At 69.8% G+C, this 12,740-nt stretch carries 11 protein-coding genes; 7 read left to right on the top strand and 4 right to left on the bottom strand.

Translation table 11 applies throughout. From position 1 onward, the window contains the following. The first annotated feature begins 21 nt into the window (after positions 1-21). The 4 genes from DI526_RS10885 to DI526_RS10870 are packed head-to-tail and all read left to right on the top strand — an operon-like array spanning position 22 to position 4,160. Positions 22-2,133 carry a glycoside hydrolase family 88 protein gene (locus DI526_RS10885; RefSeq protein WP_304277506.1) on the top strand — a complete coding sequence of 704 codons (2,112 nt, stop codon included), beginning with the start codon at positions 22-24 and terminating at the stop codon, positions 2,131-2,133. 4 nt (positions 2,134-2,137) lie between these two features. Then, positions 2,138-2,935: an IclR family transcriptional regulator gene (locus DI526_RS10880; protein WP_304277504.1), complete on the top strand. Its 798-nt coding sequence runs from the start codon at positions 2,138-2,140 to the stop codon at positions 2,933-2,935. A gap of 11 nt (positions 2,936-2,946) precedes the next feature. Then, positions 2,947-3,399, top strand: coding sequence for a heme-binding protein (locus tag DI526_RS10875; protein WP_304277501.1), 453 nt, complete (start codon positions 2,947-2,949; stop codon positions 3,397-3,399). Next, positions 3,396-4,160 (top strand): IclR family transcriptional regulator, encoded by a 765-nt coding sequence (locus tag DI526_RS10870; RefSeq protein WP_304277499.1) that lies wholly within the window; start codon positions 3,396-3,398, stop codon positions 4,158-4,160. The genes DI526_RS10875 and DI526_RS10870 overlap by 4 nt, the downstream gene beginning before the upstream one ends. A 25-nt stretch (positions 4,161-4,185) precedes the next feature. On the opposite strand, the gene DI526_RS10865 is transcribed toward DI526_RS10870, so the two are convergent. Then, the gene (locus DI526_RS10865) at positions 4,186-5,442 is read right to left on the bottom strand and encodes a nitric oxide synthase oxygenase (protein WP_304277497.1); all 1,257 of its coding nucleotides are present in this window, start codon (positions 5,440-5,442) and stop codon (positions 4,186-4,188) included. Between the two features lie 3 nt (positions 5,443-5,445). Continuing rightward, a complete protein-coding gene (locus DI526_RS10860; protein WP_304277495.1) occupies positions 5,446-6,879 on the bottom strand; it encodes a radical SAM protein in 1,434 nt (477 codons plus the stop codon). A gap of 207 nt (positions 6,880-7,086) precedes the next feature. On the opposite strand from DI526_RS10860, the gene DI526_RS10855 reads away from it, so the two are divergent. Genes DI526_RS10855 through DI526_RS10845 form a run of 3 tightly spaced genes read left to right on the top strand, consistent with a single transcriptional unit; the run spans position 7,087 to position 10,536 of the window. Beyond that, positions 7,087-8,259 carry a glycosyltransferase gene (locus tag DI526_RS10855; protein ID WP_304277493.1) on the top strand — a complete coding sequence of 391 codons (1,173 nt, stop codon included), beginning with the start codon at positions 7,087-7,089 and terminating at the stop codon, positions 8,257-8,259. After that, entirely contained in the window at positions 8,256-9,362 is a 1,107-nt protein-coding gene (locus DI526_RS10850; RefSeq protein ID WP_304277491.1) for a glycosyltransferase family 4 protein, read from the top strand. The genes DI526_RS10855 and DI526_RS10850 overlap by 4 nt, the downstream gene beginning before the upstream one ends. A 4-nt stretch (positions 9,363-9,366) precedes the next feature. Next, positions 9,367-10,536, top strand: a complete 1,170-nt coding sequence (locus tag DI526_RS10845) for a glycosyltransferase family 4 protein (RefSeq protein ID WP_304277489.1) — start codon at positions 9,367-9,369, stop codon at positions 10,534-10,536. Between the two features lie 90 nt (positions 10,537-10,626). Here the strand turns inward: DI526_RS10845 and DI526_RS10840 are convergent, their stop codons facing one another. Then, positions 10,627-11,082 (bottom strand): chemotaxis protein CheW, encoded by a 456-nt coding sequence (locus DI526_RS10840; protein WP_304277488.1) that lies wholly within the window; start codon positions 11,080-11,082, stop codon positions 10,627-10,629. Further along, positions 11,082-12,632 (bottom strand): methyl-accepting chemotaxis protein, encoded by a 1,551-nt coding sequence (locus DI526_RS10835; RefSeq protein ID WP_304277549.1) that lies wholly within the window; start codon positions 12,630-12,632, stop codon positions 11,082-11,084. The genes DI526_RS10840 and DI526_RS10835 overlap by 1 nt, the downstream gene beginning before the upstream one ends. Positions 12,633-12,740 lie beyond the last annotated feature (108 nt).

Genomic DNA, 12,740 nt, shown 5'->3' with positions numbered 1-12,740 from the left:
GCAATAGGAAAGGGAAGGGCGATGGACCTTTCACGACAGCTCCCGCGCGGCCGCGCCGCCTTGTTCCGCGCCGCCCTGGCCTCGACCATCCTGGTAGCGCCTTTTGCCGCCACGCCCGCCTCGGCGGCGGCGCCCACGGCGAGCGCGCCGGCGGAGGTCGTTCCCTACCGTCCGGCGGACGTGATGCGGCTCGCCGAGACGGTCGCCGACTACCAGCTGGCGACCATGGCCGCCGGGTACATCCCGCCGAACACCTCGCGCGACACGGCCGACCCCAAGGGCTGGGTGCAGGGGGCCCTGTTCGTGGGGTTGAGGGACCTCGCCGACCGCTCGCCCAACCCCGCCTACCGGCAGGCGATCCTGGCGCGCGGCCTGGCCAACCAGTGGCAGCTGGGCCAGCGGTTCTACCACGCCGACGACCACGTGATCGGCCAGGCCTATCTGTGGGCGGTCCAGAACGGCGCCGGTCCCGAGGCGATCGCGCCCCTGAAGGCCCGCTTCGACGCCATCCTGGCCTATCCGCCCAAGGTCGGGCTGGAGCACGCCGAATACACCGACCCGCGCGGCGTCGACTGCGACAAGCGCTGGTGCTGGAGCGACGCCCTGTTCATGGCGCCGGCCACCTGGTTCGAGCTGAGCAAGGTGACGGGCGACCCGCGCTACGCCGCCTACGCCAAGTCCGAGTTCAACGCGGTCACCGACTTCCTCTACGACCGCGACGAGCACCTCTACTATCGCGACTCCCGCTTCTTCCCGCGGCGAGGCCCGAACGGCGAGAAGATCTTCTGGAGCCGGGGCGACGGCTGGGTGCTGGCGGGTCTTGCGCGGGTGATCCCGCTGCTGCCGGCCGGCGATCCGACCCGCGCGCGGATGGAGACGGTCTTCAAGGACATGGCGGCCAAGCTCGCCAAGATCCAGAAGCCGGACGGCTACTGGTCGCCCTCTCTGCTGTCCGACCCGACCAAGTCACCGCCCGAATCCAGCGGCACGGCCTTCTTCACCTACGGCCTGGCCTGGGGGATCAAGGCCGGGCTGCTGGATCGCCAGACCTTCGAGCCGACCGTACGCAAGGGCTGGACGGCCCTGACCCGCGCGGTCCACCCCGACGGCAAGTTCGGCTATGTGCAGCCGGTGTCCGATCGTCCCGAAAACGTCAGCTACGACGACACCCAGTTCTACGGCGTCGGGGCCTTCCTGCTGGCGGCGACCGCCGTCGCCGACCTCGACCTCAAGCCCGGCAAGGACCTGACGATCCCCGCGCCGCGCACGCCGGTCCAGGCGGTGCTGAACGTCCAGGACGGCGGGGTGCTGAAGGACAAGGTGCTGCAGGGCGGCATCTTCCACCAGCGCAAGAGCTTCACGGTCCCGGCCGACCACTTCATCCACGACGGCCTGCTGGCCTTCGAGGGCGTGGGCTGGGAGTCGGACCTGGTCGCCTATCGGCTGTATCTCGACGAGCGGATGGCGGTCGACATCTTCGGCAAGAAGACGCCCGGCCCCGTGCTCGACAAGATCGGCCAGGGCGTCGACAACTACCACGACATGGCCTCCTGGGGCATGGACATCTTCAAGGTCGGCGACACCGTGGGCGTCGGGGGGATCGGCCGGCTGAAGGATGGCAGGGCTGTCCACCTGGGCGCCTCGACCATCCGCGCCGAGGTCGTCGAGAGCGGCGGGGACGCCGCGACCATCGAGGTGGTCAACACGGGTCTCTTCGGCGGCAAGTCGACGCTTCGCACCCGCTATGCGATCCGGCGCGGCTCGACCCTGACCCGCGTCAGCGCGGTCGGCGACAGCCAGGGCGGGCCGCTGCTGACGGGTCTGATCAAGCACGACGGCGTCGAGGTGATCGCCTCGCCGCCGGGGGCGTCGGGCTGGGCCTATCTGGCGACCTACGGCAAGCAGAGCCTGGCGGCCGACGGCCTGGGCATCGCGGTGTTCTATCGTCGGGCCGAGGTCGCCGGCGGGCCTGGCGACGACGGCGCCTCGGTGTTCGTGACGTTCAAGGATCCGGCGCGGATCGACTACGCCTTCGGCACGGCCTGGACTCAGGACCAGCAGGGCGTGAAGGACATCGCCGGCTTCAAGGCCTGGCTCGGCGCCCGCAAGGCCGAACTCGATGCGGGACGATAGCGCCATGGCGGATTCGAAGGACATGGTGGGCGTGGGCGAGGACGTGACCTCAGCGCGCGCCAGCGCGGCGGCCATGACCCTGTTCAAGGGGCTGGAGGTGCTGAGCCGCGTGGCCAAGGGCGACACGACGCTGGGCCAGATGGCCGCCAGTCTCGGCCTCAACAAGACCACCGTCCATCGCCTGGCCACCACCCTGGTCGACGCGGGCTTCCTGTCGTTCAATCCGCGCGACGGCTACACCCTGGGCACCAAGCTGCTGGAGCTGGGCTACGCCGCCTCGCAGCAGATCACCCTGACCCGGGTCAGCCGCGAGCACCTGCGGCAGCTGTCGATCGACACCGGCGACACGGTCAATCTGGGCGTGCTGGATCGAGACCAGGTCCACTACATCGACAAGATCCCGGGCTCGCGGCGGATCGAGGTCCGTTGCGTGGTCGGCGAGCGCCAGCCGCTGCGCCACACGGGCCTGGGCAAGGCCCTGCTGTTCGACGAGAGCGAGGACGTCTGGCGCGAGGTCTTCCAGCGCGAGGCGGCGCTGTTCCCCCGCTATCGCTACGATCTTCGCCAGTGGCTGGAGATCATGCGCGGCTATCGCGCCCGAGGGGTGGCCTTGGACATGGACGAGAACGAGGATCACATCCGCTGCGTCGCCGCGCCGATCCGCGACATGAGCGGCAAGATCATCGCGGCCGTGTCGGTGTCGTCGGTGGCCCAGTACATGGACGACGCCCGGATCGAGACCGTCGGGGCCTATGTGCGCGAGGCGACGGCCAAGATCAGCGCCGAGTTCGGCTACCGGTAGGTCGAGGGATCATGCTGTCCTTGCTGCTCGCGCTCGCCGCGCCGCCGACCGGTCCGACGCTGGAGGAGTCCATAGGCCTGGCGCGGGCGGCGATCCGCGCCTGCGAGGCGCAGGGCCAGCCGGTCAGCGCCAGCGTCGTCGATGCGGCCGGAATCCCGATCGCCGTGCTGCGGGCGGACGGCGCGCCCAAGCCGCCCGTCGCCGCGCCGCGCAAGGCCGCCACCGCCGTGGCCTTCCAGGCGCCGGGATCCGTTCTCGAGGCCCGCGAGAAGACCGATCCGGCCTTCGCGGCGGTGATCGCGGCCAAGCCGGAGCTCTACAACGCGCATGGCGGCTCCTTGCCGCTCTATCTCCAGGGTTTGCTGGTGGGCGGCCTGGCTGTCGCGGACACCAGCCATGAGACCGCCGACGCCTGCGCTCGCGCCGCGGTCGAGACACAGTCACGCTTTACGGTCGGGCCATGACAGCGACCCGGCCCGACCGCTCCAGCCAGACCCTGCAGCGCGCGCTCGACATCATCGACACCGTCGCCTCCGGCGCCCACGCGATGAGCGACATCCAGGCGCGCCTGGGCCTGACCCGCAGCACGGCCCATCGCCTGGCCCACGCGCTGGAGGGCAGGGGGCTGCTGTCGATCGAGGGACGCCGCTTGAGCCTTGGCCAGCGGTTGCTCTATCTCGGGGCCCGGGCCCGCGAGGCCAACGACCTGATCGCGGTGGCCAGGCCCCGGCTGGACGCCCTGACCGCCGAGACGGGCGAGTCGACGAACCTCGGCGTGCTGATCGGCGAAGAGGTGGTCTATGTCGCCCAGGTGGAGGGGGAGCGGCGCCTGACGGTTCGCCACCGGGTCGGCGACCGCAACCGCGCCGTCGACACCGCGCTGGGCCGGGCGCTCCTGCTGGACGCGCCGCCCGAAGCGTTCGAAGACCTGCTCGGCGGCCATGCGCCCGACGCCCGCGAGACCTTCCTCGCCGAGATGGCTCGCGCGACGACCCGCGGCTACGCGGCGCACATCCAGGAGGACGGCGACCGGATCTGCTGCCTCGCCGCCCCGATCCGCGACGCCAGCGGCGAGATCGTCGCGGCGATCAGCGTCTCCAGCATCCCGCAGTACATGGACGCCGCGCGCATGGCCGTGGTCGCACCTCGTCTGCTGGCCGTCGCCCGTGACGCCAGCCTCGGGCTGGGGCACGCGCCGGCTCGTCATGGACCGCCTTCGGACTAGGCCGTGCGGGGGCCGTGAGCGATCTTCATCCGGCGTAGCGGCGGCGGATCCAGGACATCAGGCGCCGGCGCCAGCGATCCAACCGCGCCAACCTCGGCCGATGCTCGTGACGCCAGACGAACGGCTCCAGGTTCATGCCGTCCGAGGCCCTGGAGCGATAGAAGTTGGGCACGCGCCGAAGATCCTTCATCGACAGATGGAACACCGCGCAGCCAGCGCTGGCCTGGGGTGGCACGATCCAGCTCCAGTCCGCCGAGGTGGGGCGGCGGGCGGTATGCTCCTTCTCCACGAAGGTGACGAACTGCTCGCTGGCGGTGTGATGGTCGATGATAGACACCCCGGCCGCCGTGAACGAATGAAGCACCGCGCGGTTGAGTTCGGTCAGGGCGACGTCCCGCCATAGCGGATCGGCCGGATCAAGATCCAACGCGCGCGCGACCTCGGCCAGGCGATCATAGCGCGCGACGTCGGTCAGGTTTCGTGACGCGATCTCGGTGGCCATGTAGAAGCCGTTGAACGGCGCGCAGGGATAGTCGACGCCGCCGATGCTGAGAATCATGTCGCTGATGATCGGCGTCGCGTACCAGCGCAGGCCCAGCGCGCCGATGGCCTCGACGGTCGGGTGCGTGATGTCGATCATCCGGTAGCTGGAGGGCGGCATCTCGTAGAGCAGACGACGACCGGCCTGGTCTCGAATGATGATCGGCAGCACATCGAAATGACCAGGCGAGGCCGGCGGCCGCCAGCCCAGGCTGATGGCCGTGCGGGTCATCTCCACATTGGCCGGATCGCCGATGACCCCGCCGGCTTCCTGGATATAGCCGGCGAACTGGAGGATCTGCGCGCTTTCGACATAGGCCGGCGCGACCTTGTTCCGGATGGGCGCGAAGATCGAGATGATCGAGGGCGTGCGGGCTTCGCTGTTGGCGCGCGTCACATGCTCCAGGATGCAGGCGGCGATCTCATCGGTCTCGGTCACGTGGCGGCAGTCGACGACCTCCAGCGACTTCCAGAGCAGACGGCCGATGCAGCGGGCGCTGTTGCGCCACGCCAGGCGCGCGCCATAGGCCAGCTCCTCGGGCGTATGGTCGTAGTGGCCGTGCCGGCGAAGCAGGCCGGCGACCTCGCGGCGCCTGCGCAGGCGCTCGGCATCCTGGTCTGGCGCGACCTCCCGGTAGAACTGGTCGATGAAGGCGAGCGCTTCCTCGCGGACCTCCAGCGGCGTCTGGCGTCGGACCCGGCGCTTGAGCGGGTCGGACCGTGTGCCTTGGTCGATGTACATACGCTACATCAGGCCGTCGAACTGCCGGGCCGACGAGCGGACGACCTTGCGATTGATCGCGTAGACGGCCGCTAGGACCCGGCGCTTCTGGCGCCGATACTCGCGGTCTTCCGTGCCCTCGTTGACGTACTGGGTCCTCGCGTCGCGGGCGCTGGTGCGCGTGACCCTGACGCTGGGAAACCGCTCGGGCGTCTCGCGCAGGGCCTTGGCGATCGGGGTCTCGGCCTGGATGGAGAAGGCGTTGCAGCGCACTCGGTCCAGGAACGGCGCGTGCGCCTCCAGGAAGTCGGCGGTCAGTTCGAGGTCGCGCGCCGTCTCCCCAGGATAGCCCATGAACATCGTGCAGCGGACGCTGATGCCGGCGGCCTCGGCGTCGCGGATGAAGCGGGCGTTGCTCTCCACCGTGCTGCCCTTGTCCATCAGGTCCAGCATCCGCTGGCTGCCGCTCTCCAGGCCGAAGCTGACGCGGCGCATGCCGGCGGCGGCCGCGTTGCGCAGATCCGCCCGCGACAGGCCGTTGTCGGCGCGCTGGTCGACATGCACGGTGCCGATCCACTGCGCGCCCCGCACATTGCGCTGCACGTTCTCGATCAGGCCGCGGAACAGAGTGGGGTTCGAGTTGAGCTTCATGTCCAGGAACAGGAAGTTCGAGGTCTGGTGCCGGCGGCTCTGCTCGCGCATCTCCTGCAAGACGCTTTCGAGGCTGCGCGTGCGGAAGGCGCGTCCGTTGGCCGAGATGACGTCGCTACAGAAGTTGCAGCGGTTCCACTGACAGCCGCGGCCGGTCATCATCGGGATGATACGGACGCGATAGCGGTCCCACGGAAAGTCCGTGAAATCGGGCACGGGCGCCGCATCCAGCGGCCGCAGCGGCGGCGCCACGCCCGAGAACCGGCCATCCGGCAGCACCACGCCGGGAAACTGCAACAGGTCCTCGCCCTCGCAGACCGCCTGCACGATCTGCGGAAGGCTGACATCCACCTCGGCCCCCACCACGGCGGTCAGGCCAGGAACGGTGCGCCAGAAGTCGGCGGTCTCCCGGACATTGAACATCGGGCCGCCGATCAGCATCGGGATCCCGGCGGCCTTGGCCAGCTTCCCCAGCTCGACGACCGTCGGATAGTGCTGCAGATAGGCCGACAGCAGGAGCACGTCCGGGCGCTCGGCGAGGGCCTGGGCGGTGGCGGCCAGCACTCTCGGATGCGGCCGGCTGATCGCGGCGCCCCGCGTCGCGCGCCCGATGTCGCGCAGTAGGCGCAGCGGCGGCGACGTCGCGTGATGCAACTGGCGCACGAGGTGGTCGGCGTAGGTGTCCGGTCGCTCCCGCTCCGCGGCGGGCACGTCGTGGGCCAGCGGCGAGAGCAGCCGCGCGTCGAAGCCAGCGTTTCTAAGTGAAGCCAGGAGTAATCCGACCGCCAGCGTCGGGAAAGTCGCCATGTTGTTAAGGTCAACAATCAAGACCTTTGAGCGCGTGCTGTTCAGCGGTCGCAGAATGCTTGCGGGATCTATCTGCCGGGCGGCTTTCATTGCATGCGCCTCACCCAATTCCTGCAAAAAAGATATTGTAGGTCGTGTTGGGCTCCACTATCACCTAAAAGATGTACGGGGCGCAAGGGATCGCGCGCCCATTGGGAGTTTTGCTCCGTGAGCCATGGTCAGGTCGCCGTCGACGACATCGCCCGCGATGGGCGGGCGGCGTCGTCCGCGCGGCCCAGGCTGCTCTTTTTCCTTCCAGGCCTGGCGATGGGCGGCGCCGAGCGGCAGACTCTCGAGCTGATGTTCGGCCTGCGAGAGCGCGGCTTTCCGACCAAATTGCTGGTCTTCGGGCCTATGACCTCGGCGCTTGCGGACAACGTGCTGGCCGAGGAGCGCTACGCCCAGCTGGACGCCAAGGGGATGCTGCGGCCCTTGGGCTGGTGGCGCGCGTGGCGGGCGCTCCGGCGCGAGCGGACCGACATCGTCGTCGCGGTCAACCAGACGCCCGCCGTCCTGGCGGTCGCGATCGGCCGCGCGCTCCGGGCGACCTGGGCGACGGTCGTGATCTTTCACACCACCCTGCTGATGCCCCGCGAACGCGCGCGCCACGGCCTGTTCGAATGGGCGACGCGGGCGGCGAGGGCGCTGGTGTTCGTCAGCCAGAACCAGGCGGCCTATTGGAAGGGTAAGGGCTTGCGGTCCCCGGCCGTCCACACGATCCGCAATGGCGTCGACCTAGCCCGCTTCCAGCCCGACGTGGTGTTGCGGCGACGGATGCGGGAGCGCCTGGGGTTCGCCGACCAGACGGTGGTGTTCGGCTTGCTGGCCACCTTCAGGCCGGAGAAGGCGCATCTTGATGCGATCGACGCCTTCAGCCGGGTGGTCCAGAGCGGCGCCGACGCGCGTCTCATTCTGGTCGGAGATGGCCCGACGCGGCCGATGGCTGAGCGCCGCGCCGCCGCGCGCGGGGTGGCCGACCGCGTGATCTTCGCCGGCGAGCAGGAGGATGTAAGGCCGTGGCTGGCGGCGCTCGACGTCGGCCTGCTATGCAGCACGGCGGTCGAGACCTTCTCCCTGGCGGCGCTCGAGATCCTGGCGACGGGCGCGCCCATGGTGATGTCGGATATCGGCGGCGCGTCAGAGATCGTCACCGACGGCCACAACGGCCTCCTCTATCCCGCGGGCGACAAGGCCGCCCTCACGAAGGCGCTGGCCGCGCTGCTGGAGCCCGACCTTCGCCGGACGCTTGGCGCCAACGCCAGGCCCTCCGTCCTGCGGTTCAGCCGCGAGCGGATGCTCGACGATTATCAGGCGCTTTTCGAGGGGATGCAGACCCCTTGACCCCCGTCAGCGCGCGCGCCAAGCCCCTGAACGTCCTGGTGGTGACCCCGCTGGGGCCGCGCGGCCGTGGCGGCATCGACCGGTTAATGGACGCGGTCGCCGCGGAACTGGCGGCGTCGCCCGAGCCTGGCCTGACTTGCCGCTTTGTCACCAGCCGGGGCGATGGGGCGCTGATCGAGTCGCTGCCGCGGATGCTGGGCTGCATGGCGGCGATGGTCTGGCTGAAGGCGACCGGCCGCCTTGACATGCTGCATGTCAACATGGCGTCGCATGGCAGCACCTGGCGAAAGATGACGCTGATCCGCCTGAGCCGTTGGCTGGGCGTTCCTTATGTCATTCACCTGCACGGCCCGGAGTTCCACGACTACTGGCGCAGTCGCTCCGCCGGGGCGCGACGTCGTATCGCCGACGCCTTCGAGCGCGCCGCGCGGACGATCGTGTTGGGACGCTTCTGGCGCGCGCTGGTCGAGAGCGAAGCCCCGGCAGCCGGCCCGCGCATCGTCGTCCTGCCCAATGGCGTGCGGGCGCCGGCCGACCCGACCGTCCCGGATCCGGACGCGCCGACCATCCTGATGCTTGGCCAATTGGGCGTTCGCAAGGGGCTGCCGGTGCTGGTCGAGGCCCTGGGCCGGCTGGCCGCTCGGCCGGGCTGGCGCGCCGTGCTGGCCGGCGATGGTCCCGCCGACGCCCTGCGCCGGGAGCTGGAGGCGGCGGGCCTAGCGAGCCGGGTCTCGGTTCCGGGCTGGGTCGCCGCGCCGGAAGTCGACCGCCTGCTGTCGACCAGCGACATCCTGGTTCTGCCGTCCTTGCACGAGGGCCTGCCGCTGTCGGTGATCGAGGGCATGGCGCATGGCCTGGCCGTGGTCTCCACGCCGGTCGGCGCCACGGCGGAGATCGTCGAGGACGGGGTCACGGGCCTGCTCGTGCCGCCGGGCGACGCCGCGGCCCTGGCGGGCGCGCTCTCGCGCCTGCTCGATGATGTGGACCTCCGACGACGGCTCGGCGCCGCCGCCCGCGCCTATCACGCGCGCGAACTGGATCTGGAGCCCTATGTCCGCCGGCTCGCGCAGGTCTGGCGCGCCGCCGCCACGCCGAGGAGCTAGCGGCTTGCGCGGGTCGTCGGTGCTCATCGTCATCCAGAACATGAGCTTCACGTTCGACACCCGCATGCAGAACGTCGTCCGCACGCTCGTGGCTCACGGCCATCGGGTGCGCGTGATCTGCCCCCGCTATCGTGGCGACCCGCTGCGCGCCGAGCGCTTCGGGGCGGAGGTCCATTACTACCCGGTGCGCTTCGCCTCCGGCGGCGTGCGCGCGCAGCTGTGGGAATATGCCACCGCCCTGGCGTCCATCGCCGCGTTGATGGCCAGGCTCCAGGCCCAGGAGCGGATCGCGGTGATCCACCTGTGCAACCCGCCGGACATCCTGTTCCCGATCGCCCTGCCGTTTAAGGCGCTGGGCGCCCGGGTCATCTTCGACATGCACGACCTGTGTCCGGAGCTGGGGGCGGCGCGTTTCGGGGGCCGGTCCTGGCTTCGCGCGGTGCTGCACGCCTGCGAGTGGGCGTCCATCCGGGTCGCGGACCACGTGCTGGCGGCCAGTCCGAGCGGCGTCGCCCGAGCCTTGGCGCGGGGGCGGAAGCCTGACGAGGTCACCCTGGTCCGCAATGGCCTGGCCGCGCCCCTGGCGCCTGGCGCGGCGGCGCCGCCGCCCCGAGGGCGCCGGACCCGCATCGGCTATGTCGGCAACATCAATCCGCAGGACGGCGTCGCGATGCTGGTCGAGGCCGCGGCGCACATGGTCCACGTTCTTGGGCGAGACGACGTGGAAGTTCTCTGCGTCGGCGACGGCTCGGCGCTCTCGGCGGTGCGGCGGCTGGCCAGCGACCGGCGGCTGGGGGACAGCTTCGTGTTCACCGGTCGTCTCCCGCACGACAAGGCCATGGCCCTGCTGGCCGATTGCGACGTCTGCGCCCTGCCCGACGGGAAGAACCCCTTCACCGACACCTGCGTGATGGTGAAGGCCCTGGAATATGCCGCCCTGGGCAAGGCGTTCGCCTGCTTCGATCTGCGCGAGACACGAGCCGTGTGCGCGGGCGCCGCGCTGGTCGCCGACGGCGAAAGCCCCGCGGCCCTGGCCAGGGCCCTGCTGGCGCTCGTCGATGATCCGGAACTGCGGCGCGAGCGCGAGCAGGCGGCCCGCGCCCTTGCGCCGAGCCTGCTGTGGGCGGCGTCCGAGCCGGCCTTGCTGGCGGCCTACGCGCGACTGGCGCCCTAGGTCGTCGGCCAACGGGCGCCGACCCCAAGCGACGCGGAGTGGCGGCGCGTTTCCCCTTAAAGGAGCGTGTCCGAGGCCGGCGTCAGGACGTCAGGCGGCGAGGGCGGACGGGCGAGGAACGAGCGCGCTGACCACCAGCCGGCTCAGCATGCGGCCTTCCAGCGGGATGATGGCGTCGATGAAGGCCTCGCCGGCCAGGTCCATCTGCGGCGGCGCTTGCAGGATCTCGGCGTCGACCATGAACGTCTCCTGCACCGCATCGACCAGCAGGCCGACCAGCTGGCCGTCCGACTGCACGACGACGATCACGTTGCGCGAGGAGGGCTCGGTGCGGCCCAGCGCCAGGCGGCTGCGCAGGTCGAAGACGGGCATGACCGCCCCGCGCAGATTGATCACGCCCAGAATGTAGCTCGGCGTGTTCGGCATCGGCGTCGCGGGCGTCCAGCCGCGGATTTCCCGCACCACCGAGATGTCGATGCAGAACTCCTGGCCGTTGATCTCGAAGGAGATCAGCTCCAGCTTTCCTTGCGTCTGAAGCTCCTGCATCAGAACTCCTCCCAGCTTTCGGTCTTGAGGGCGGTGTTGCCGATGGCGGTCGGCCGGCTCGCGGCGCGCGTCTCGGTCCTTGGCGGCGCCGCGGCGGCTGGCGGCGGGGTCCGCGTCGCGGCGGGGCGGCGAGCCTCGCTCGTCGCCGCGCCGAGCTGGAACTCGCCGATCAGGTTGGCCAGCACCACCGTTTCCTCCCGCAGGGAGTGGGCGGCGGCGGTCGCCTCCTCCACCATGGCGGCGTTCTGCTGGGTGACCTGGTCCATCTGGTTGACGGCGGCGTTGACCTCGTTGAGGCCGACGGCCTGCTCCTGGGACGAGGTGGCGATCTCGGAGATCAGGGCGTCGATCTGCGTCACCTTCTCGACGATCTGCGAGAGGGCCTGTCCGGTGTCGCCGACCAGTTTCACGCCCCGGCCGACCTGCGCCGTGCTGCTGGCGATCAGGGTCTTGATCTCCTTGGCCGCGTCGGCCGAGCGCTGGGCCAGGGCCCGGACTTCCTGCGCGACCACGGCGAAGCCGCGTCCCGCTTCGCCCGCCCGGGCGGCTTCCACGCCCGCGTTCAAGGCCAGGAGGTTGGTCTGGAAGGCGATCTCGTCGATCACGCCGATGATTTGGGTGATCTGACCCGAGCTGTGCTCGATCTCGCCCATGGCCTGGACGGCTTCGCGCATCACCCCGCCGGATCGTTCGACGTCGCCCCGGGCGCTTGAAGCGGCCGACGAGGCCTGCTTGGCGTTCTCGGCGGCGCGCTTGACCGTGGCGGTGATTTCGTCCAGCGCGGCCGCCGTTTCCTCGAGGCTGGCGGCCTGCTGCTCGGTTCGCTTGGACATGTCGTCGGAGGAGCTGCGGATTTCCTCCGTGCCGGCCTTGATGGTCTCGGCCGTTCGGCCGACCTGCTGCATCGTGCCCCGCAGAGTCTCGATCGCGCGGTTCAGGTCCAGCCGAAGCTGGTCGAGCTCGGGAATGAACGCCTTGTCGATCCGTTGGTCCAGATCGCCTTTGGCCAGGGCGGTCAGGGCCTGGGCGATCTCGCCCACCGCCTCGACGCGCTTGGTCACGTCCGTGGCGAACTTGACGACCTTAACGACCTTGCCCTTGTCGTCGATGATCGGGTTGTAGGAGCCCTGGATGGTGACGCTGGTCCCGCCCTTGCCGATCCGCTTGAACTCAGCGGCCTGATACTCGCCCCGCTTGAGGCGGTCCCAGAAGTCGGCGTAGTCCTGGCTGTCGCGGTAGGCCGGCTCGACGAACATGCTGTGCTTGCGGCCGATGACCTCGTGGGCCGCATAGCCCATGGTCTTCAGGAAGTTCTCGTTCGCATCGATGATGGTCCCGTCCAGCTCGAACGCGATCACGGCCTGCGAGCGGCTGATCGCGGCGATCTGGGCCGCGTAGTCGACGTTCAGCAGCCGCTCCTTGGCGTCGGCCCACTCGACGACGAAGCCCGTCGTCTTGCCGCCGGTTCGGAGTGGCGTGACCAGAAGATCAAAGGCCAGCTTGCCGACCCGGATCGTCGCGGCGTGGGGCGTCGTCAGCTTTGCCAGCATGTTGCGCTGGTGGGACGGGTTCTTGTGAAAGATATCGATGTTGCTGCCGATCAGCTTGGCCACGCTGAATTTCGGCAGCTCCTTGCGAATGTCAGCCTCGTGCTCGGT

Source organism: Caulobacter segnis (assembly GCF_003243465.1).
GTDB classification, from domain to species: Bacteria; Pseudomonadota; Alphaproteobacteria; order Caulobacterales; family Caulobacteraceae; genus Caulobacter; species Caulobacter segnis_A.
Note: the sequence above shows the minus strand (reverse complement) of the source record. Positions and strands in the feature narration are given on the sequence as shown.